This window comes from Rhodococcus sp. AZ1, from assembly GCF_054979605.1.
This window is the reverse complement of the sequence record NZ_JBUEQF010000013.1, coordinates 39,930-61,458: the sequence shown is the minus strand read 5'-3', so window position 1 is coordinate 61,458 and position 21,529 is coordinate 39,930. Positions and strand designations below refer to the sequence as shown.

Annotated in this window: 21 protein-coding genes and 2 pseudogenes; 13 read left to right on the top strand and 10 right to left on the bottom strand. The window is 68.9% G+C overall.

Annotated features, from left to right (window positions below):
• Positions 1-13 precede the first annotated feature (13 nt).
• The 6 genes from ACY48E_RS14860 to ACY48E_RS14835 are packed head-to-tail and all read left to right on the top strand — an operon-like array spanning position 14 to position 7,468.
• On the top strand, positions 14-1,309 hold the full coding sequence (locus ACY48E_RS14860) for an ABC transporter substrate-binding protein (protein ID WP_462872994.1): 1,296 nt from the start codon (positions 14-16) through the stop codon (positions 1,307-1,309).
• On the top strand, positions 1,306-2,256 hold the full coding sequence (locus ACY48E_RS14855) for a carbohydrate ABC transporter permease (protein ID WP_462872993.1): 951 nt from the start codon (positions 1,306-1,308) through the stop codon (positions 2,254-2,256). The genes ACY48E_RS14860 and ACY48E_RS14855 overlap by 4 nt, the downstream gene beginning before the upstream one ends.
• Positions 2,256-3,185, top strand: coding sequence for a carbohydrate ABC transporter permease (locus ACY48E_RS14850; RefSeq protein ID WP_462872992.1), 930 nt, complete (start codon positions 2,256-2,258; stop codon positions 3,183-3,185). The genes ACY48E_RS14855 and ACY48E_RS14850 overlap by 1 nt, the downstream gene beginning before the upstream one ends.
• Complete coding sequence (locus ACY48E_RS14845; protein ID WP_462872991.1) at positions 3,182-5,317, top strand: alpha-galactosidase; 2,136 nt, start codon at positions 3,182-3,184, stop codon at positions 5,315-5,317. Before ACY48E_RS14850 ends, ACY48E_RS14845 begins: the two co-directional genes overlap by 4 nt.
• Positions 5,318-5,353: 36 nt before the next feature.
• Complete coding sequence (locus ACY48E_RS14840) at positions 5,354-5,674, top strand: hypothetical protein (RefSeq protein WP_462872990.1); 321 nt, start codon at positions 5,354-5,356, stop codon at positions 5,672-5,674.
• Between the two features lie 45 nt (positions 5,675-5,719).
• Positions 5,720-7,468, top strand: a complete 1,749-nt coding sequence (locus ACY48E_RS14835; RefSeq protein ID WP_462872989.1) for an ABC transporter ATP-binding protein — start codon at positions 5,720-5,722, stop codon at positions 7,466-7,468.
• Positions 7,469-7,537: 69 nt separating this feature from the next.
• Here the strand turns inward: ACY48E_RS14835 and ACY48E_RS14830 are convergent, their stop codons facing one another.
• On the bottom strand, positions 7,538-8,323 hold the full coding sequence (locus tag ACY48E_RS14830) for a class I SAM-dependent methyltransferase (RefSeq protein WP_462872988.1): 786 nt from the start codon (positions 8,321-8,323) through the stop codon (positions 7,538-7,540).
• Positions 8,324-8,421: 98 nt separating this feature from the next.
• On the opposite strand from ACY48E_RS14830, the gene ACY48E_RS14825 reads away from it, so the two are divergent.
• From ACY48E_RS14825 to ACY48E_RS14815, 3 genes and pseudogenes are all read left to right on the top strand, one after another.
• Positions 8,422-9,636: an FAD-binding domain-containing protein gene (locus ACY48E_RS14825; RefSeq protein WP_462872987.1), complete on the top strand. Its 1,215-nt coding sequence runs from the start codon at positions 8,422-8,424 to the stop codon at positions 9,634-9,636.
• Positions 9,612-9,767: pseudogene (locus ACY48E_RS14820) on the top strand (DUF2256 domain-containing protein); the annotation flags it as partial. The gene ACY48E_RS14825 and the pseudogene ACY48E_RS14820, both read left to right, overlap by 25 nt.
• Positions 9,747-10,034 (top strand): DUF3253 domain-containing protein, encoded by a 288-nt coding sequence (locus tag ACY48E_RS14815; protein WP_462873021.1) that lies wholly within the window; start codon positions 9,747-9,749, stop codon positions 10,032-10,034. The pseudogene ACY48E_RS14820 and the gene ACY48E_RS14815, both read left to right, overlap by 21 nt.
• A gap of 2 nt (positions 10,035-10,036) precedes the next feature.
• Here the strand turns inward: ACY48E_RS14815 and ACY48E_RS14810 are convergent, their stop codons facing one another.
• A complete protein-coding gene (locus tag ACY48E_RS14810) occupies positions 10,037-10,789 on the bottom strand; it encodes an MBL fold metallo-hydrolase (protein ID WP_462872986.1) in 753 nt (250 codons plus the stop codon).
• Between the two features lie 121 nt (positions 10,790-10,910).
• On the opposite strand from ACY48E_RS14810, the gene ACY48E_RS14805 reads away from it, so the two are divergent.
• Entirely contained in the window at positions 10,911-11,498 is a 588-nt protein-coding gene (locus ACY48E_RS14805; protein ID WP_462872985.1) for a hypothetical protein, read from the top strand.
• Positions 11,499-11,507: 9 nt separating this feature from the next.
• On the opposite strand, the gene ACY48E_RS14800 is transcribed toward ACY48E_RS14805, so the two are convergent.
• The 5 genes and pseudogenes from ACY48E_RS14800 to ACY48E_RS14780 all read right to left on the bottom strand — a co-directional run.
• Complete coding sequence (locus ACY48E_RS14800; RefSeq protein ID WP_462872984.1) at positions 11,508-12,320, bottom strand: hypothetical protein; 813 nt, start codon at positions 12,318-12,320, stop codon at positions 11,508-11,510.
• On the bottom strand, positions 12,307-13,365 hold the full coding sequence (locus ACY48E_RS14795) for a hypothetical protein (protein ID WP_462872983.1): 1,059 nt from the start codon (positions 13,363-13,365) through the stop codon (positions 12,307-12,309). Before ACY48E_RS14795 ends, ACY48E_RS14800 begins: the two co-directional genes overlap by 14 nt.
• Positions 13,362-13,652 (bottom strand): hypothetical protein, encoded by a 291-nt coding sequence (locus ACY48E_RS14790; RefSeq protein ID WP_462872982.1) that lies wholly within the window; start codon positions 13,650-13,652, stop codon positions 13,362-13,364. The genes ACY48E_RS14795 and ACY48E_RS14790 overlap by 4 nt, the downstream gene beginning before the upstream one ends.
• A gap of 143 nt (positions 13,653-13,795) precedes the next feature.
• Positions 13,796-15,034, bottom strand: coding sequence for an MFS transporter (locus tag ACY48E_RS14785; protein WP_462872981.1), 1,239 nt, complete (start codon positions 15,032-15,034; stop codon positions 13,796-13,798).
• A gap of 92 nt (positions 15,035-15,126) precedes the next feature.
• A pseudogene (locus tag ACY48E_RS14780) lies at positions 15,127-15,984 on the bottom strand (HNH endonuclease family protein); the annotation flags it as partial.
• A gap of 276 nt (positions 15,985-16,260) precedes the next feature.
• Here ACY48E_RS14780 and ACY48E_RS14775 point away from each other — a divergent pair.
• Positions 16,261-17,448 carry an alpha/beta fold hydrolase gene (locus tag ACY48E_RS14775; RefSeq protein WP_462872980.1) on the top strand — a complete coding sequence of 396 codons (1,188 nt, stop codon included), beginning with the start codon at positions 16,261-16,263 and terminating at the stop codon, positions 17,446-17,448.
• A gap of 57 nt (positions 17,449-17,505) precedes the next feature.
• Here the strand turns inward: ACY48E_RS14775 and ACY48E_RS14770 are convergent, their stop codons facing one another.
• Genes ACY48E_RS14770 through lspA form a run of 3 tightly spaced genes read right to left on the bottom strand, consistent with a single transcriptional unit; the run spans position 17,506 to position 19,624 of the window.
• Positions 17,506-18,207 carry a hypothetical protein gene (locus ACY48E_RS14770; protein WP_462872979.1) on the bottom strand — a complete coding sequence of 234 codons (702 nt, stop codon included), beginning with the start codon at positions 18,205-18,207 and terminating at the stop codon, positions 17,506-17,508.
• Complete coding sequence (locus tag ACY48E_RS14765; RefSeq protein WP_462872978.1) at positions 18,204-19,130, bottom strand: RluA family pseudouridine synthase; 927 nt, start codon at positions 19,128-19,130, stop codon at positions 18,204-18,206. Before ACY48E_RS14765 ends, ACY48E_RS14770 begins: the two co-directional genes overlap by 4 nt.
• Positions 19,127-19,624 carry a signal peptidase II gene (gene lspA / locus ACY48E_RS14760; protein ID WP_462873020.1) on the bottom strand — a complete coding sequence of 166 codons (498 nt, stop codon included), beginning with the start codon at positions 19,622-19,624 and terminating at the stop codon, positions 19,127-19,129. The genes ACY48E_RS14765 and lspA overlap by 4 nt, the downstream gene beginning before the upstream one ends.
• A gap of 98 nt (positions 19,625-19,722) precedes the next feature.
• Here lspA and ACY48E_RS14755 point away from each other — a divergent pair, with 98 nt between their 5' ends.
• Together ACY48E_RS14755 and ACY48E_RS14750 are read left to right on the top strand one after the other, a co-directional pair.
• Entirely contained in the window at positions 19,723-20,697 is a 975-nt protein-coding gene (locus ACY48E_RS14755; protein WP_462872977.1) for a hypothetical protein, read from the top strand.
• Positions 20,685-21,503, top strand: coding sequence for a sensor domain-containing protein (locus tag ACY48E_RS14750; protein ID WP_462872976.1), 819 nt, complete (start codon positions 20,685-20,687; stop codon positions 21,501-21,503). Before ACY48E_RS14755 ends, ACY48E_RS14750 begins: the two co-directional genes overlap by 13 nt.
• Positions 21,504-21,529 lie beyond the last annotated feature (26 nt).

Here is a 21,529-nt window from a genome sequence, read left to right as displayed (position 1 = left end):
AAGAAGGCCAACCATGAATCCCACTGACCCGTTGCGTTCCTGGCAGCCGTCGAGGCGCACGTTCCTGCGCACGGTCGTCGGGGCCGGCGCGGCGCTCGGCACGGCGAGTCTGCTCTCGTCGTGCTCGTCGAGCGTCGACCCCAACACCGTCTCGTTCGGCTCACGGTTGTCGGACAAGAACTCCAAGGCGGGGATGAGCAACGTCATCGCCGCGTACGAGCAGCGCTCGGGTCAGCGCGTGCGCATCAACAACATCGACTCGACGTCGTTCCAGGAGAACATCAACAACTACCTCCAGGGCGCGCCGGACGACTCGTTCACCTGGATGTCGGGCTATCGGATGAAGTTCTTCGCGGACAAGGGCCTGGTGGACAACGTCGACGACATTTGGGACGCACGCGGGAGCGGCTTCAGCGATTCCTTCCGTGAAGCCTCGACCGCCAGCGACGGCAAGAAGTACCTCCTGCCGTTCTTCTACTACCCCTGGGCAGTGTTCTACCGCCCCAGCCTGTGGAACGAGCGCGGCTACCAGCCGCCGCGCACCATGGACGAGTTCGTCGCCCTGTCGAAGAAGATGCAGGCGGACGGGATCACCCCGATCGGCTTCGGCGCTCGTGACGGGTGGCCACCGTTCGGCACCTTCGACTACCTCGATCTGCGCATCAACGGCGTGGAGTTCCACCGTTCGCTGCTCGCCGGCGAGGTCGCCTGGACCGACAAGCGCGTGAAGACCGTCTTCGATTCCTGGCGCGAGATCCTGCCGTACCACCAGCCGCAACCGGTGGGGCGCAAGATCTCCGAGGCTCAGCAGGCGTTGCTGAACAAGGAGGTGGGCGCCATGGTGTGCGGGCTGTTCGTCGCCCAGAGCTTCCCCGAGGGACCCGACCGTGACGACCTCGACTTCTTCCCGTTCCCCGAGATCGATTCGGCGATCGGAACCGACGCCGTCGAGGCACCCATGGACGGGATGATGCTGCGGTCGTCCCCGCGCAACCGCCGCACGGCTGCGCAGTTCCTGTCGTACCTGTGCGAACCGGAGCCCGCCGTCACCTACGCCAAGAGTGACCCCCAGGCCATTCCGGCGCACCGGTCCGCGGACCTGTCCAGCTTTCCACCACTGATTCGCAAATCCGCCGATCTGGTGCAGAACGCGAAGTCGATCACCCAGTTCTTCGACCGCGACTCGCGTCCGGACTTCACCTCGGTGGTGATGATTCCCGCAATGCAGCAATTCCTCGGCAACCCCGACGATATCGACGGGCTCACTCGCAGTATCGAACGACAGAAGACGGCGGTGTTCGGATCATGACGGCCACACTCCCCACCAAGAAGCCCTCCAGAAAGCCGGGGGTACCCCGCGACATCTCGGATCTCCCCCCGGCGAAGAAGGTCCGCCGCTCGGCGCGCGATCGCTGGACGCTGGGTCTGATGCTCGGTGTCCCCGCAGCGATCGTCGTTGCCCTGGTGTGGATTCCGACAGTTCTCACGGTCGTGCTGTCCTTCACCAGATGGGACGGCATCGGCGGCACCTCCACCATCGAGTGGATCGGCCCGCAGAACTACGTCGACGCCGTCCAGGCGTACCCGCCCTTCCAGCAGGCGCTGCACAACAACCTGCTGTGGTTGGTCTTCCTCTTCGTGATCCCGACCGTGCTGGGAATGTTCCTGGCGCTGCTGCTGGACCGCAAGCTCAAGGGGTCGCGCTTCTACCAGAGCATCTTCTACATCCCCGTCGTGCTCTCGATGGCGCTGGTGGGATTCATCTGGCAGCTGATCTACTCCACCGACGGCGGCGTACTGAACTCCATTCTCGGCACCCAGACCGACTGGCTGGGTGATCCGAACATCAACATCTGGGCGGTCATGGTGGCCGCGGCGTGGCGGCACACCGGTTACATCATGCTGCTGTACTTGGCGGGCCTGAAGGCCATCGACCCCTCTGTGCGGGAGGCCGCGGTGATGGACGGCGCGGGACCGGTGCGCACCTTCACGCGCGTGATCTTCCCGCTGATGCGCAACACCAATCTGCTGATCATCGTCATCACCGTCATCGAGGCGCTGCGTGCGTTCGACCTGGTGTGGGTGATCAACAAGGGCCGCAACGGACTCGAACTCATCTCGGCACTCGTCACCGCGAACGTGGTGGGCGAGGCCAGCCGAATCGGCTTCGGTTCGGCGCTGGCGACGATCATGCTCGCGATCTCGCTGGTCTTTATCACCCTGTACCTCGTGATCGTGATGCGGAGCGACGACTGATGACAACCACTGCCCCCCTGCCCCCGGCATCCCTGGCCGACCTCGGGCCGCGCAACGACAGTGCGGTGAGCAAGAACCGCCGGAACATGCTCTCCCGCAGTGCCACTCACACCTTCCTCGTGGTGCTGTCGCTGCTGTGGATCTTCCCGCTCGTCTGGGCGCTCTACAACTCGTTCCGCGACTACAACTACGTGCTCAAGAACGGCTATCTCTCCCTCGGCGGATACACGCTCAACAACTACACCCAGTCGTGGGAAGTCGGCGACATCCCGCACTTCTTCCTCAACTCCGTCTACATCACCGTCCCGGCAGTGCTGCTGATCCTGCTGTTCGGCTCGATGGCGGCGTTCGTGCTCTCGCGGATGTCGCGCAAGTTCAACGTGATCATGCTGGCGGTGTTCATCGCCGGGAACCTGCTGCCACAGCAGACCTTGCTCACGCCGCTGTTCCGGCTGTACAACGCCATTCCGCTGCCGTACTGGATGAGCTCGTCCGGCTCGCTCTACGACAGCTACTACGGGCTGATCATCGTGCACGTGGCGTTCCAGACGGGCTTCTGCGTGTTCGTGCTGAGCAACTACATGAAGACCGTGCCGGCCGAGCTGCTCGAAGCCGCCACCGTCGACGGTGCGGGAGTGTTCCGCCAGTACTGGCAGGTGGTGATGCCGCTGTGCCGTCCCGCACTCGCGGCCCTGGCCACGCTGCTGGTCACGTGGATCTACAACGACTTCTTCTGGGCCCTGGCGCTGATGGTCAGCGGCGACAAGCTCCCCGTGACCACGGCACTGCAGAACCTGCAGGGCAGCTTCTTCACCGACACCAACCTGCTCGCGGCCGGCTCGGTGCTCGTGGCCCTGCCTACGGTTCTGGTGTTCATCGCCCTGCAGCGCCACTTCGTCTCCGGCTTGACGATGGGCGCCAATAAGTGACGGTTGCTCCGGTCCTGCGCCGCGACGGTGTCGCTCTGGTTCTGGCGCAGGGTGATTCGACGGTGCCCGCCATCGTCCACTGGGGCCGCGACCTCGGGCCACTGACCGACGATGATGTGCGTTCCCTGGCCCACGCCGCCGTACCGGCCGTGCCGCACTCGAGCACGGACACCCCCCGGTTGCTCACGGTGGCGCCCGGCCAGGCCGACGGGTGGCAGGGCACACCGGCGCTCGCGCTCCACCGGACCGGACGGGTGATCCACCCCCGGTGGGACGCCGGCGGCGTGTGCGCACCCGACGAGTATTCGGCCGTCATCACAGCCGAGGACAGGGCGGCGGGCGTGCGCTGGACGCTGACCCTGCAGATGGGGCTCGGGGGTTCGGTGGTGACCACCGCCTCGGTCAGCAACACAGGCGCGGACGATCTCACCGTCGATGCGCTGACGACGCTGTTCCCGGTTCCCGACGCGGCGTCGGAGATCCTCGACACCACGGGTCGGCACTGTCGCGAACGCACCCCGCAACGCTCCCGCTTCGACCACGGCACCCACCTGCGGGCCGCCCGTCGCGGACGCACCGGCCACGACGCGACGCTGCTGTTGATCACCGGCACAGCGGGTTTCGGGTTCCGCACCGGCGAAGTGTGGTCGGTGCACACTGCCTTCAGTGGCAACCACGTGCACCTCGCCGAGCGACTTCCCGAGCGGGCCGGGCAGGCGTCCGGGGTGATCGGCGGCGGTGAACTGCTCGAACCGGGCGAGATGGTGCTCGCTCCGGGCGCCACCTACACCGGGCCCGCCGTGCATTTCGTGTACTCCGCCGACGGCCTCGACGGCTCCGCCTCGGCTCTGCACCGGTGGCTGCGCGCGCGGCCGACGCACCCGTCCACGCCGCGGCCGGTGGTGCTGAACACCTGGGAGGGCGTGTATTTCGACCACGACCTCCCCCGCCTCCTGCGGCTGGCAGAGGCGGCGGCAGATGTGGGCGTCGAGCGGTTCGTGCTCGACGACGGCTGGTTCCGCGGGCGACGCGACGACACCGCGGGCCTCGGCGACTGGACCGTGGACCCCGACGTGTGGCCCAACGGGCTCACCCCCCTGTTCGATCACGTTCGGGCGCTGGGCATGTCGCCGGGACTGTGGGTGGAGCCGGAGATGGTGAACCCGAACTCGGATCTCGCCCGTGCCCACCCCGACTGGCTGCTGTGTGCGCCCGGTCGCGAGCCGCTGCTATGGCGGAGCCAGCACGTGCTCGACCTGGCGCGGCCCGAGGTGACGGAGTACCTGCTCACCCACCTGGACGCGGTGATCACTGCCGAGAACCCGGAGTACCTCAAGTGGGACCACAACCGCGACCTTCTGGTTGCGGTCACCGTCGGCGGTCGCGCGGGTGTCCATCGCCAGACCACGGCGTTGTACGAGCTGCTCGATGAACTGCGGGCCCGTCACCCCGGCGTGGAGATCGAATCGTGTGCATCCGGTGGTGCGCGGATCGATCTCGGCGTACTGGGGCACACCGACCGTGTGTGGGCCAGCGACACCAACGATCCGCTCGAGCGCCAGCGAATTCAGCGGTGGACGGGGCAGCTGATCCCACCGGAGTTGGTGGGATCGCACGTCGGCCCCGCGCTCTCACACACCTCCGGCCGGCAGTCGACGATCCAGTTCCGCTGCCTGACAGCGCTGTTCGGCCACGCGGGCATGGAACTCGACATCACCGAGGTGTCCGCGGACGAACGCGACGTGCTGCGGCGGTGGACCGCGTTGTATCGGCGGCTGCGTGGGCTGATCCACACCGGCGACGTGGTGCGCGCCGACCGTCCCGACGACAGCGTCTGGGTGCACGGTGTCGTCTCGCCGGAGAAGGATCACGCCGTGTTCGCGGTGGTGCGCATGGACACCTCCCCCGAGGACCGCACCGACCGTATTCGCTTCCCCGGTCTCGACCCCGCCGCGCGGTACCGCGTGACCGTCGAGCCGCAGATCAGCGAACTAGGACACGGCATCGGCCTTCCCGCCTGGGTCGAGGGCGGCGAGGTCGCACTCTCCGGAGCGGCGCTCGGATACGCGGGCCTGGCCATGCCCGTGCTCTACCCGCAGACGGGATTGCTGGTGGAGGTTGTCGCCGTCTGAACCGTGCCGGCGGCTCCACATGGCACACTGCACTCCATGGTCGGCGACTCACCCGGGGAGCGATCCGGACACCATCGCCCGACACCCGAGGACGGTCCGTTCACCCTCGAGGTCGATGGCGAAAGGTTCATCGTCGAGTTCCGCCCCGGAGACGCCACAACGATCGAGTACTCCTGGGTCTCCGGCCCGAACAAGGGCTACGGCTTCTCGAGTTCGCAGCGCGTCGCGTTCTTCAGCGTCGTGGACAAGGCGATCACCCCGTCCCCGATCCGGCTGCCCACCCTGGACGAGCACAGGGACAGCGTCCGGGACTTCCTCGGCGGCATCGACCCCGACACCGGCTACCTCGGTGACTGACCTGCGAGAACAGACCCACCGCAGCCCCGCGCCTACAGTGCGGGAGTGACCGCCTTCGCCCCGTCCTCCGGCCGCCTGCCGAACCTGCGGCTGCTGTGGAGCTACGTGCGCCCGCACCGCCGCGTGCTGTTCGTCGGTCTCGGGCTGGGGCTGGTGGTCACCGGGTCGTCCCTCGCGACACCGCTGGTGACCAAGCGCCTGCTCGACTCCTTCGGCGTGCCCGGCGCCACCACCTCCGCCGTCGCCCTGCTGATCGGACTGCTGGTCCTCGGGGTGCTGGTCGGCCTGATTCAACGGCGACTGCTCGGCGCCATGGCCGAACGCGTGGTGCTCGACGCGCGCACCTCGATGGTCGACCGCTTCTTCGGCAGCACCATCCGTGCGGTCACCGCACGGCCGACCGGTGAACTGCTCACCCGCGTCACCTCCGACACCCTGCTGCTGCGAGAGGCGTCGTCGTGGGCGCTGGTGGAGATAGTCAACGGCACCATCGCCATCATCGGCGTCATCATCGCCATGGCCACGCTGGATCTGCCCCTGCTGGGCACCGCGGTGGCGGGAGTTGCGCTCATCGCCGTCTCGGCCGGCACGCTGATGCCGAGGGTGGGACGCGCCCAATCCGCCTCGCAAGCGGCCATCGGTCGACTCGGCGCCATGCTCGAGGGTGCGCTGCGGGCGGTGCGCACCGTCAAGGCCAGCCGCGCCGAAGGCCGAGAGGGACAGCGCATCTCGGCCGAGGCACGAACGTCGGCGGAGTTCGGCATCCGCGCCGTCAAGCTCGAGGCGTGGGCGTGGACCATCACCGGCAGCGGCATCCAGCTCACCATCATCGCGGTGCTGGGTGTGGGGGCGTACCGGGTGAACGCAGACCTCCTCGAGGTGTCGAGCCTGGTTGCGTTCCTGCTGTTCTCGTTCCAACTCGTCGAACCCATCGCGCAGGTCACCCTCTACGTCTCCCAACTCCAGCGCGGCATCGCCGCCGCCTCACGCATCCGCGAGGTCCAGGGACTCGAACTCGAACTCCCGGCGCCCGCCGTCGTCGCCGACGTACCCGGCCCCCTGCCGTCGTCCGGTGCGGCGATCACCTTCGAGGCCGTCACCGCCGGCTACGGCGACGGGCCCGCGGTGAGGTCGATCGACCTGGCGATTCCCGCGCGGGGCCACACTGCGATCGTCGGCCCGTCCGGGGCGGGCAAGACCACACTGTTCTCACTGATCCTGCGTTTCCTCGAGCCGAGCGAGGGCCGACTGACCTTGGGCGGGGTGCCCTACGAGCTGCTCTCGCACAGCAGAATTCGCGGGGCCATCGGCTACGTCGAGCAGGCCACGCCCACCCTGCCCGGCACCATCGCCGCCAACCTCCGCCTCACCCACCCCGACGCCTCCGAGACCGAACTCTGGGCCGCACTGCGCCGCGTTCGCATGGAGCAGAAGGTGCGAGAACTGCCCGAGGGTCTGGACACCGAGCTGCGCGACTCCTCCGTCTCCGGTGGTGAGCGTCAGCGGATCGCATTGGCACGAGCGATCGTTCGCCAACCCGAGATCCTGCTGCTCGACGAGGCGACCGCGCAGGTGGACGGACGCACCGAAGCCGCGGTGCACGAGGTGATTCGCGACCTGGCCACCACCGGCGCGGTGATCACCATCGCCCACCGACTCTCGACCGTCATCGACGCCGACTCCATCGTGATTCTCGACCAGGGGCAGGTCCGCGACAGAGGCACCCACACCGAACTGCTGGCGCGCGACGACCTGTACGGCGAACTCGTTGCCGCACTGCGCATCGCCGTCTGATCGAGCGCACTTCGGTCGAGGCGGGCCCCGACTGAACACTTCAGTCGAGGCGGGCCTCGACTGAACACTTCAGTCGAGGCGGGCCTCGACCAGCAGAAACAGCGGGCGAGGGAAACGCTCAGTCCACGAGGGATCGTCAGCGATCTGCTCCGGCGACGGTCGCGGCTCGGAGACTCCGGTGATCACGAATCCCGCGGCGGTGATCATCCCGAGGTGCGCTTCGAGCGAGTACACCATCTGCACCGATGCCGCCGGTGACCGAACGGAGTCGACCTCGAAGTGCTGCTCCACCACTCGCCCTCCGACGTAGTCGGCGACGGTCGGCGCCGCTGACCGGGTGCGGTCCGCGCGTGAGGAGTAGAAGCACGGATGCTGACCGAGAACGATCAACCGTCCCTGCGGGCGAAGTACCCGAGCGAACTCGACGAATCGTCCTCCCGCGTCGGTCAATCCGTGGGGTAGCCGATTCGCCACGACGAGGTCGATGCTCGAATCCGGAAGCGGCATGTCCGCGACATCGGCGTGCAGGAAGGTGCACCGCGGGGTCGCCATGCGTGCGGCCGCGTCGACGAACGCGGCAGTGGTGTCCACTCCGACCACACTCGCCGCGCCGGTACCGCTGAGTCGGCGGGCGAGATACCCCTCGCCGCATCCGGCGTCGAGTATGTCCAGACCCTCGACCGACCCGATCGAGCGCATCAGCGCCGGGTCGGTGATCCCGGTGCGGAAGGGATCGGAGTCCGACCGGATCACCTCGATCCAGTACTGCGCGTTCTCGTCGTACGCCCGCGTGATGCGCTCGTCGCCGAGAATGCGCGTTTCTCGTCCGTCGTCTCGTCCGTGCGATGCGGGCATCGCTCGACCCTACGATCACCGCGGGCTCACCGGTGGGCGGCTCCGAATGCAGGCGGCTCCGAATACTGCAGGCAACAGACCCGGCCGAGAGGTACGACATGAGCTCTCTACCCACTCCCCCGCCCCCCACCGATGGCGACGCCGTGGTGGCGTGGGTGGCCGAGCACCTGGGCGACCTCACCCTGGAGGGGCCTGCCGACATTGCACGCGGCGGGTTCGTCGGTGGCCAGAGCGCCGCCGACACCGCTCTGGCCACCCTCGACATCACCGGGTACGCCCGCGATCGCAACAACGTACTCCCGGTTGCTCGCCGAGGTGCGTCCCGCATGTCGCCGTACATTCGCCACGGGCTGGTGAGCCTGCCGCAGGTGTGGGACGCGGTGGCCGACGCCCCGACCCGCGACCGCGAGAAGTACCGCGACGAGCTGCTGTGGCAGGAGTACGCCCGTCACCTCTACGCCCGCGTGGGCACCGCCACCGGTGCGGCCCTCGCCTACGACCAGCCGCCGAGCGGGCGCTGGGCCGGCGAGCCCTGGCGCCGCGACATGAAGTGCATGGATGTGGTGATGGCCGAACTCGAGGACGACGGCTGGCTGGTGAACCAGACCCGCATGTGGCTGGCCTCGCAGTGGTCGGTGCGGGCCGGGGCGCCGTGGCGCGACGGCGAGGACGAGATGTTCGCGCACCTGCTCGACGGCTCCCGCGCGGCGAACCGGCTGGGGTGGCAGTGGACTGTGGGCACCGGCAGCGGCAAGCCCTACGGGTTCTCCCGCTGGCAGGTGAGCAAGCGGGCCCCGAAACTGTGCGGCACGTGCCCACTGAACTCGAGGTGCCCGATCGACGGGTGGCCGTCGGCCGATGCGGGTGGGCGGATCGACGGCCCGGACCTGGGCACCGGGCCGATCCCCGCGGGCCCGGCGGAGCCGTCGGGGTCGGCCGAGACGGTGTGGGTGACGGCGGAGTCGCTGGGCGATACCGATCCGGCGTTGGCCGCCGATCCGGCGCGTGGGGCGGTGTTCGTGTTCGACGAGCCGCTGTTGGACCGACTTCGCCTGTCCGGCAAGCGGTTGATCTTCCTCGCCGAAGCGCTCGGGGAGATGGCGCAGAGCCGACCGGTGGAGGTGCGGCGCGGCGTGGTCGCCCGCGAACTGGCGGGAAGGTCACTGGCGGCGACGTGGACCCCCGTCCCCGGGTGGGCACGCATCTCCGCTCAGCTCCGTCTGGACGAAGTGCACCCGTGGCCGTGGCTGGTGCGACCGGGCTCCTCGGCGCTGCGCTCGTTCAGCGCATGGCGACGCGGGCAGCGCGTCTGATGGCACACCGGGCCCGCACGAGCACGTCCGCACACCCCCCGGACAAGGTGTGCGCGACATGCGGTCGACGCATCGAGTGGCGAAAGAAGTGGGAGCGGGACTGGGACTCGGTGAAGTTCTGCAGCACCGGCTGCCGCCGCAACGCCGTCACCGATCGCGACCGCGACTATGAGGCCCGCATCCTCGACCTGCTCGATCAGCGGGCCGGTGGGGCCAGCATCTGCCCGTCGGAGGTGGCGCGAGCGGTGGCCCCGGAGCAGTGGCGGCCGCTGATGGAGCCCGTGCGCCAGGCGGCTCGGCGTCTGGTGGCCGCGGGGCAGGTGGAGATCACCCAGAAGGGGGCGGTGGTCGATCCGTCGACGGCCAAGGGCCCCATTCGCATTCGACGGGTGCGCTGACCTCAGGCCTTGTCGCGGGCCCGGTCCACCGCCGCGGCGAGCGAGCCCCGGTGCACGGGTCCGTGGCCGGGAAGAACCGTCTCGGCCGGCAGGTCGGCCAGGTGTGAGAGGGCGGCGATCTCACCGGCACGATCATGGGCGAAGAACGACGGGACCAGCTGCGGGCCGACATCACCGGACAGCGCGTGCCCGGTGATGAGTGCGTCTCCGGTGGCGACGACTCCGAGCTCGGGGAACAGATATGCCGTGTGTCCGGACGTGTGGCCGGCAGTGGCGACCGGAACCGGGCCGCCCGGGAGATCGAGTGGTCGGCCCGCAGCGGTATCGAACGGGCCGGCCGAGGGAATGCCGCCGGTGTTGGTCCCGCCCGCAGCAGTGATGCGCAGACTCCACGCCAACGCCCCGCGACGCCACAGGTTGCGCACCACGTCGGCCGGGCCGGCCTGCTCGAGGACGGTGCGGTGCGCGTGGGCGACCTCGGTGGGCGAGGTGAGGACCTCGGTGCCGAACTCGCTCGCGAACCGTATCGCCCCGCCGAGGTGATCGACGTGCGCGTGGGTGAGCAGGATCGCCCGGATGTCGGCCGGGGTGTGACCGAGTGCATCCAGCGAGGCGATCACCTGATCGGAGTGGGCGGGATAACCGCTGTCGATCAACGTCACGTCGGACCCCTCGGACACCACGATCCAATTGACGTCTCGACCCGACACCAGGGCGACGCCGTCGGCCACGGGCGTGATGGTGGGTGCACTCACCCGGCAAGTATCGCCTGTCCTCGCTCAGTGGGGTGCCGAACCCGCGCAGGCGACGATGACGGAGATCACACACCGACACCGGGCGGTGGGCCATCACCGTTGGGGGGTAATGTTATTGGACGTGATCGACGCGTGTACCAGCCCCTCGTCCCACTCCCATCGACCCGACCGGTTCGCTCGCGCCGAACTGCCGTGCGACTGGTGCGGTAGCACCGACGACGTCGTCGAACACGAGGGCCGCGAGCGGTGCGCGACCTGCCGCGACCACGAGGACACCGTGGCGGCGGCGCGCCGATTCATCGGGATGTACGGGCTGCGACCACTCGGCGGTTCCACGGCCTCGGACGACGACGAAGAGCTCGCTCATCGCGTCGCCGCCCGCTCCGCCCGCGCCGAACTCGATCGCACGCGACTGCCCGAGCGGCCCGCGAGATCCCGTCCGCGCCCTCGCGCCGACCAGCCCCCGGCGAAGGCCTCCGCGCCGTCGGGTCGGGGCCGGACCGTCACCACCGGCGTCGATCCCGTCGCCGCCACTGCGCGGGTGAGCGCGCTGCTGGCTCAACTGGGTGCTCTCGAGTCCGAACTCGACCAACTCGACGGCGCGCCGGGTCTGCCGGCGCGTGCTCGCCGCAGCGACCTCCAGCGCCAGCGCGCCGGCGTGCTGAGCACACTCGCCGCGCTCGAGAAGGCCCGCCGAGTCGGGCGCTGAGGGCCTCGCTCACGCAGGCACCGACCACGGCCGGAACCCTGCCAGACGGTCGGTGGCCACCTCGGTTCCGATCTCGACCCGCGCAGCCGGGTAGCGCACGTAGAAGTCGATCCAGGCCAGTAGGGCACCCGGATGAACATCGACCATGCGGCAGTCGATCCTGATGGCGCACGTCGGTGCGTGGTCGAAGCCGGACCTGCGCACGAACGTCTGGTGAACGATGCGATCGGAGCGGCGCGGGGTCACCGACAGAAGCGGAACCTCGGGGTGCGAGATCATCACCTGGCGAACGTCCTCCCACGCGATGACGGTGCGGAACGTCCAGCCCTTGTGCTCGATACCGGACCGCGTCAACCGCACGTGGCCCGCGGTGACCCGACCGCGCGCCACATCCGCCAGATGCCACAGCGACAGCGCCGCCGCCACCAGCGCAATACCCGCGAAGTGCACCTTCCCGGTACCGGCCACGCACATCGCACTCAGGACTGCGGAACCGTGCAGCACGATCAGGACGACGCGATGGCGCGGCTGATAGTGCAGGGTGGACCCGTCCTTCGGTGACCACGTGAGCGCGGAGCGCACCTCGTCGCCGACAGCGGTGGACGGGTTCACCGCGACGGCCGCGATCAGGACCATCCCGAACAACACGGCGACCGACAGCGAGCCGAGCAGGCCGAGCACGCTGCCGAGCGAGATACTGACCGCCACGGCGATGAGGGCGCAGAGTTCCAGCGCCGCCACGAACACGACCTTCAGCGCGTATGCGGCGCTCGAGTCACGCACCCCGAAGGTCAGCTGCGGGCGGATCTCAGAAGAACGCATCCCACGCCCCCTCCGCCAGATCCGCGACGGCGGAACCGGTCTCGACCAGCGCGGACCCGGCCCCGTCGAGCGCCCCGCCCAGTCCCTCGGTGAACATCGCGTCGACACCACCGGAGACGCCGATCCCGACGACGGTTCCGCAGACCGCGCCGACGAGCGTGCCGGGCCCGGGCAGCGCGCTGCCGAGTGCGGCACCCACGGCGACGGACGCACCGAACCCCGACAGGCCGGAGGTGACTGCCTGCACGGGAGGTGTACCGCGGGCGATATCGACGCCGATCCCGAGCGCCGCGGTGGCAGCACCGAAGCGGGAGGCGGCCCTGGTGGCGCGCGATGCGAGATCCTCTGCGGCCGTGGCGACCTCGTCGGCCGTGCGGGTCAGTGATCGCGCCAGGTCGACCGTGCGGTAGGCCTCCGCCGTCCCGGTCGGCGCAGTGCGAGCCGCCTCGAGCAGGTCGTCGGCGCGGGTGGCCAGCGACTGCGCCGCGGTGCTCATCGCGGCGGCATGCCGCACGGCGGCGTCCTCGAGCACCGCCCCGAGAATGTCGGCCAGGTGGAAGGCCCAGTTGTCGACCAGGTTGTTCCAGGCGGCGACCAGAGTCTCGAGTGCACGGCGTCGTTCGGCGTCGACGGCGTCACGAACACCCTCGAGTGCGGTCAGGGCGTGCCGCTTCGCGTCGTCGAGATGGTCGTCGATCGGATCGAGGACGACGCCGTCGATCACCGACAGCCCCGCGGCGATCGCATCGGCGCGAACCTGCTCCATCCGCTGCTGCTGCGACGCCAGTGCGGCGGCGAACCCCTCCAGCGCCTCGGCTGCGCTGCGCGCGCCGTCGGAGAGGGTCGTGGCGGCCCGTGCGGTGGCATGCAGTCGGTCGAGAGCCTTGTCCGAGGCGGGACCGTCCCATCCCGAGTCGACATCGACGCCGGCGCGGCGAACCGAATCAGCAGTGGCAGCAACGACTCCCACGTACCGGTCGCGAATCCAGGCCGCCACGGCCCGAATCGACTCAGGATCGCCCGGAACTCGTGTGTCGATGCTCATCTCGTCACCTCCCATTGCGCGGCATTGAGGGCGTCGGCCGAGTCGAGATCCTGCTCGCGGTAGCGCGTACTGCTCGCGGCCACCGCATCGGCGAGAGCGGCCAACCCACAGGCCAGATCACTCCCGGCGCGGGTGTAGGTCGCGAGAACGGTCGCGATCAGTGCGGTGGCGTCGCCGCCGTCGTACCCGCTGGGAATGCTGGGGGCCAGGGATTCGATATCGCCCGCCAGGGTCGCGAGAGTGTGCGACTCCGATTCCAGGACAGCCGAATCCACGCGGATGCTCATGACCTGGCTCCCGGTGGTCGACCTCGATGGTGTGCCGCCCTCATGTCGATCCCCCCTGACGTGACGATGCTGTCACTTGGGTTGGACGCGCCCGGCGCCCGATCGGTTCCACCCGAATCGACGTCGGCGGTTCTGCCCGTGGTCTACCGGGCGCGCACGAGGTGTACGGAGGCAGGTCCCACGCCGAGAGCGAGTGCACGCAGCAACACGGCGCAGCCCACGATCGAGAGCACCATGCTCACGGCGAACATCACCGGATAACCGAAGCTCTGCGCCACCACGGCCGCGGCCACACCCGCAATACCCTGCGAGAACACCACCGCGCAGGCGAGCAGCGTGTAGTCGGCACCGGCGTGGGCGCGCTCGGCGGCGTCCATCATCAACGAGAACACCACGACCGTGGCCGCGCCACCGAGAACATGCTCGGTGACGTTGGCGGCCACGATCATCGTCAGCCCACCGATGCCGAGCGCAGCCGCGACGTAGAACGCCAGCGCGGCGGACTGGCCGATACCGGCCACGAGCAGTGCCCGTCGACGCCCGAACCGGAAGGCGAACAGCGCTCCCACCGCCGCCCCCACCAGCGCGCCGATCGAGGACAGGGCTCCCTCGATGAACGCGATCAGACCGAGCGAGAGACCGGTATCGGACAGGAACGGGCCCACCAGTGCCGAACCCATCGAATTGCCGAACTTGTAACCGGCCACCAGCAGAACGAACGCGATCATCCCCGGCCGACGAAGACGCCGCCACCACATCGTGGCCAGTCGGCCGGGCTGCTCGGTGTGCCGGCGATCGACGTCGGCCGCGTCGAGATGGGTTCGATACAGCCACAGCGGAATCGACGACAGGAGCAGCAGCACCGCCATCACGACGAACAGCGCTCGCCACCCCGACCACGCGTACATCCACAGCAGCCCTCCACCGCCGACGATCATCCCGACGCGGTAGGCACCGACCTGGATGCCGTTGCCGATCCCGCGGTGGCGGGTGTCGAGCAAGCGCACGGCGACCCCGTCGGTGATCACGTCCTGGCTCGCGGCGAGTGCATTGACGATCGCAATTCCGACGAAGAGCAGAACGAACGTGCGGGAATAGTCGAGTGTCGCCAGGAGCAGTGCCACCGCGGCGGTGGCCGTTTGCAGTGTCAGGAGCCAGCGCCGGCGCGTGCCGTACCGATCGAGGTAGGGCGCCCACAGGAATTTCACGGCCCACGGCAGGAACAGCAGGCCCGTTGCACTGATGGACACCAGCGAGAAACCCGAGCGACGCAGCACCACGGGCAGCGCCTGGGTGAAGAACCCGAACGGCAAACCCTGCGCGAAGTACAGGCCGGTCAGGATCACGAAGGTCCCACCCACGGCGGGAGCAACTCGCGTCACCGTCGCGGCCGTTCGAGATCCGATCTCACCGGGGACACGGTAGAGCGTGCTCGCGCCCGGCGCACGATGCGACGGGCCGAACTCACCGCTCAGGAGCTGCAGGAATCGAGAACCCGCGCAATGGCGTCCTTCTCCGCTGCGGTGACCCACAGTCCGTACCGCGCCTTCACCTGCACCTGCCGGCTGACGAAGGTGCAGCGGTAGGACCTGTTGGGCGGCAACCATGTTGCCGCATCCCCGTCGCCCTTCGCCTGGTTCGTCGCGCCGACGGTGGCCTGAAGGTTGAGCGGGTCGTTCGCGAAGTTGCGGCGGGTGTCGGCGTCGAGTTGTGCAGCGCCCTTCTGCCACGCATCCGAGAGGGAGACCACATGATCGATCTGCACGTCGTTCGACGTCGCTTGCCCACGGGTGAAGGGGATTCGGGCTCCGGTGTACGGGTCGTCCAGGACTCCGGAGAGCACCACGCAGCCCCTGGTACCCGCCTTGATCACGGTATCCCTCAGATCGCGCCGCAGAATGTCGTTTCGTGTGTCGCATCCGTTGCGGCCGCCCTCGACGGTGACGTCGTCGGACCAGGTCTGGCCGAACTGCGCCCGGTCGTACCCGGTTTTCGGGGCCCGCCCCTTCACCGCAAGAGTGTCGAGGAGAACGCGAGCATCTGTTGCCGGTCCCGGCGCGGGAGCGGGCGGTGGCGGGGGTGCGGGCGGTGGCGGGGGTGCGGGCGGTGGCGGGGGTGCGGGCGGTGGCGGGGGTGCGGGTGGCGGCGGAGTGGTTCCGGGAACCGACTGGGTCGTTGCAGTCGACTCGGTACTGCGGCCGGCGGCCGTCCGATCCGGTGACGGGCCCCCGCACGCTGTGAGCACCACCACGAGCGCGAGGACCGCCACGAGGACGGGGGCGAGCACCTCGCAGCGTCGAACGGACCGCCCGACGTGGACATCTCGCTGCATGCAGGCGCCTTCCATGGATTCGACGCGCCCTCCTCGCGTAACCCATTCCTACCAGCCCGATGGGCCGTGTCCGACCTTTCGTCGATACGAGCGTCGCGCCCGTTTTGTCCGTTTATTTTGGCGCATCGACCAATTGCACATGGAAATCATTGGGACGCAGCACTTTGCGTACACTGGCTAACGGCACCATCTGCCCGGCCGGAACCCCATGGTCGCGCCGCGGGACATCGCGATATTCGGCGGATCGGAAACATGCCATGACTCCGGGGGAAACTCATGTCAGTCAGAACGAATAAACGGCGCGGTCTCATTTCGGCGGTCTCGGTTGCGATCGCCGCCGCACTCGTCCTCGGGACCGGTACCGCGTCTGCCGCCACCGACACTTCCGTGCCCGCCACCCCGCTGCCCACCCCGGTGGGCACGTCACCGGTGGCGCGTGGCGCCATCATCGGGCCCGCCCAGGATCTGACCTGGATCGACAAGAACACCGTGGCGCTGGCGAAGTTCGCCACCTACAGCTCGACCGACGCGACCCGCGGCTCCGCGGTGACCGTCACCGGTTCGTTCGTGATCCCCAAGGGCACCCCGCCGCCGGGAGGCTGGCCGGTGGTGGTGGTCGCTCACCCCACCATCGGGCTTACCAACAACTGCGGCGTTCCCAACCTGCCCGCGGCCGCGTCGCTGGCTCTGCCGATCGTCACCCCGTTGATCGCGCAGGGGTACGCCGTGGCGATCCCCGACTACGAAGGACTGGGCCCCACCGGAACCCATCGATACCTGGACCCACGATCGGTGTCCTACAACGTGATCGATGCCGTGCGAGCGATCGGCAAACTCTCACCGGCAGTGTCGAAGAAGTGGTTGGTCCTCGGGAACTCTCAGGGCGGCCATGCTGCCTGGGCCGCAGCCGAGAACAACTCGTTCTACGGTCAGGATCTCACCATGGTCGGAGCGGTGGCCATCAACCCCGCGGCCAACGTCACCGCCTTCCCCGCTCTGGCTGCGACGGGTCGCCTCTCGGCCAACCAGCGCGCCCTCGCGGTGCCACTGGCATACGCGGCGGTTCAGGCGTCGGGCGGAACGCTGACGCTCCAGCAGCTCGTCCCGGGCGTCACCCGGGATCAGATCAACTCGTTGATCGGGTGCGGACCTGATCGTCCCGCCGTGGGGGCCGCCATCACCGCTGCGCAGGTCACCCCGGTGAATTCGGCTGTGACCACCCAGTACCAGGCGGCGTTGAGCAACCTGGCACTGCCCCAGCGCCGTCTGTCGGTTCCGCTACGGGTCATTCAGGCCGACCGTGACGACCTCATCCTGCCGTCCTGGAACGCATACGCGATCCGCGCGGCGCAGGCTGCCGGCGGAACGGTGTCGCAACGGGTCGCGGTGGGCGCCGACCACAACTACTTCGCGCTCGATGCCTCCGACTTCGCCTGGATCAAGGGCGCGTTCGGAACGGGGTAACGGCGAAGAAACTCGGCACGGGGCCCGAGGTGCATCGCACCTCGGGCCCCGTGCCGATCAGTTGGCGGGTACGGGTCCGTCGTCGGGGATGGCTCCCACCTTGCCGGCCTGCCCCGGCAGGAGCGGGATCACGGCGAACCGCCCGTACTGTGCGTCGGCGGGTAGCGCCTCCACGGCCCGAACCGACGGGGACGTGGCAACTCTCTCGAGGTCGGCCACGGGTGCACGAACCAACAGGGCGGCCACGCACGCGCAGTCGGCGGCAAGGCGTGAGCTCGACACCGACAGAACCCTGCGTGCTCGTTCGACATCGGGATCGGTAGCAGGCGAGGGTAATTCGGGCTGCATGGACGCCGCAGCACGCACCGAGTCCGCGAGTGCGATCGCGTTGTCGGGCACCGAGACGGGGATTATCGGTGTCTGCACCCGATCGATCGGGACGTGGGCGTACACCCGCGATACCCGAACCCCACGGGTCAGGGCGACAGTGTCCGCCGCAGTGATGTGTACCCGCAGGGACACCAGCGCCCATCGGGGCCCGGGCGCGGAGTCGTCCAGGGTCGTGGCGGACTCCGCGAAGTACTGCGACACATCGGTGCCCGCCAGCGGTCCGAGCGTGTCCGTCGAAAATCGTTGAACCGGAACAGGGTTGGCCGCGCCTACCGCTACCAGCGCGAGGATCGACGCGGCGATCACGCCCACGCCGACGGCGAGGCCGAACCCACCGCGGGTCGGCTCCTCGGACACCGGCATCGTCACTGCGCCCTCAGAACCTCGAGGGCATGGGCAAGATCGGCAGGGAACGGGCTCTCGAACTCGACGCGGCGACCGTCGGCCGGGTGGACGAAACCCAGGAACCGGGCATGGAGCCACTGCCGATCGAGGCCGAGCCGAGCGGCCAGCGTGGGATCCGAACCGTAGAGCGGGTCGCCGCAACACGGGTGGTGGAGCGCCGAGAGGTGAACGCGGATCTGATGGGTTCGACCGGTCTCGAGGTGCACATCGAGCAGGCTCGCGGCCTGGAACGCCTCCACCGTGTCGTAGTGGGTGATCGACGGCTTGCCGTCGGCCCTGACCGCGAACTTCCAATCATTGGATCGACTCCGACCGATGGGGGCGTCGATCGTGCCGCTGGACGGGTCCGGATGTCCCTGCACCAGAGCCGAATAGCGCTTGTCGACCGTGCGTTGCTTGAACGCGCGCTTGAGGGCTGTGTAGGCGCGTTCGGACCTCGCGACGACCATCACGCCGGATGTCCCCACATCGAGGCGGTGAACGATGCCCTGTCGCTCGTGCACACCCGAGGTGGAGATCCGGAAGCCTGCCGCTGCCAGGCCACCGAGAACCGTCGGGCCCGTCCACCCGACGCTCGCATGTGCCGCAACACCCACGGGCTTGTCCACCACCACGATGTCGTCGTCGGAGTACAGGACATCCATCCCCTCGACGGGCTGCGCCTCGATGGTCGGTGGGCGAGCAGGCTCCGGCAGTTCCACCTCGAGCCACGCGCCGCTCCCGAGCCGATCGGACTTACCGACCACCCTGCCGTCGACATACACGGCACCCTCGTCGGCCAGCGTTGCCACCACGGTGCGCGAGAGGCCGAGCAGCCGCGACAGACCCGCGTCCACACGCATCCCCGCGAGCCCGTCGGGGACGGGCATCGACCGGGTCTGCCTCACTCGGTGGACCCGGTGTCGGCCGCGGCGCGGTCGCGAGCGCGGGTGCCGTCGGTCTCGATCCCGAAGATGGAGAGGGCGACCAGAAGGACCGCGCCGACCACGATCGAGGAATCGGCGACGTTGAACACCGGCCACCACCCCACCGACACGAAGTCGACCACGTGACCCTGCAGTGGGCCCGGGGCGCGGAAGAACCGATCGACCAGGTTGCCCAGTGCGCCCCCGAGGATCAATCCCAGCCCCAGCGCCCACCACGGCGACCGCAGCGTGCGACCCACGCGGATGACGCCGATCACCACGCCCACCGCGATCAGGGTCAGCAGCCACGTCATGCCGGTGGCCATCGAGAACGCCGCGCCGGGATTGCGCACCAGGCGCAGCGTGACGGTGTCTCCGATGATCTGCACCGGTCGGCCGGGGTCGATGGTGGCGACCACGATCACCTTCGTCACCAGATCGAACAGGAAGACACCGGCTGCGATCAGCAACAGCATCCTCAGACGCAGGGGTTTGCGGACTTCGCTCACCGGTCCATCATCCCTCACGCCGCGCCCGGGCATCCCCACCCGGGCACGACGCTAACCTGAACAGCGTGATCGACACCGTTTCGACGACGCGCCCCGGCGGCAGGAGAACCGGTGGGGCACCCCGCGCCGCAGCACTGGGTCTGGTCCTGCTGTCGCTGATCGCCATCGGCGGATGTGGGACGGGCGGGACGAACACCGCTGGGTCGAACACCGGCGGTGCGTCGTCGACCGCCGCTGCGGTTCCCATCGAGGTCACGCCCGTCTCCACGGCTCTGCTCGATCCCGGCGCGCAGCCGCGCCGCGTCGTGGTGGTGGCACCTCGCCCCGACTCGCCACAGCAGATCACGCTGGTCACGGAATCGAAGATCGTCCAGACCATCGCAGCCGCACCGGCACAGGACTTCTCGAGCCCGCCGCTGACGATGCCGCTGACCGCCACGAGCTCGTCCGCCGGCAACGGCGCGCACACCGTCTCGATGACGCTCGGCAAGCTCACCACTCCCGACGGGAGCCTGCAGAGTCAGCTCGGACCCACCGAGAACTCGTCGGCAACCCTGACCGTCGCCCCGACCGGCGCGATCACCGGGTTCGCCATCGCCCCCGCGGCGGAGGCGGCAGACGTCGCGCGGTCGGCCGTGGAGCAGGCTCTCAACCAGGCCGTCTATCGCGCGGTCACGTTCCCCGCCGACGCAATCGGGGTCGGCGCTCGGTGGACCATCACACAGGAGATCTCGAGCGCCATCACCCTGCGTCAGGTCACCACGGCAACCCTGCGATCGCTCGACGGGTCGATCGCTGTGGTCGACGTCTCGGTGACGCAGACACCCGACAACCCGGTGTGGGTTCTGCCCGACCGGCAGGGAACGCTCAACATCGTTTCCTACGCGATGACGGGCAACGGCAGCTTCACCGTCGATCTGGCGGCACCGCTGCCCACGGGCGGTTCGCTCACCGTCGGCGGCGACCAGCTCTACAAGGATGCCAACAGCGACACCGAGCTCCGCCAGACCACCACCACGTCGCTGACATGGCAGCGCTGATCTCGGCCGGCGCGCGAGGACGAGCCACGACGATCCCGGCTGCGCTTCCCGGGGTGGTTCTCGCCGGTGCACTGATCGTGAGCCTCACCGGGTGCGCAGGCGACGCACCGAGAGGGAGTTCCGCCACGGACCTGAGCGCCCTGCCGACTCCGGTCACCGCAGCACCACCGCCCGACGCGGTGCCGGTCGGCGATTCGCGTGTTCTGGCGACGGCGCTGCTCGATGCCCGGGATCTACCCGCCGGCTACAGCGCACTCGATCTGCCGCCCGCTGCCGACGACGCGCCCGGTCCTGGTGCAACAGGCCAGGGATCAGCAGGGTCGTCGCCGACCGCGCAGCCGGACAGATCCAGCACCACCCCACCCCGCTGTGCCGGGGTACTGGCGCCGCTCGTGTCGCAGGCGGCCGGTGCGGTGGCGAACGCGTCGATCACGTTCACCGGGCTGGACTTCTCGTCGATCGACGAGGACATCGCCTCCTATCCCGCGGGCGGAGCGGAGCGCGCGTTCGCTGCCGTCCAGGACACCGCTGCGGCGTGTCGGACGTTCACCGGTACCGACGCCGACGGCGTGGCCGTGACCTACGAGGTGGGCGGACTGAACCATCAGCCGGCCGGCAACGGATCGGTGGGGTACCGGGTTCGTGCCACCAGCAGCGGGGTCGCGCTGACCTCCGACGCGGTGATCGCGGTGGTGGGCGCGAGCGTGGTGCAGGTGGTCTTCACCTATCAGCAACCGCCGAACCCCGCGACCGTCACCGCGGTGGTCGGTGCCGCCGTACAACGCATACGCGGCGTGAGCCGCTAGGAGGTCCTAGCCGCTCACGCCGCGAG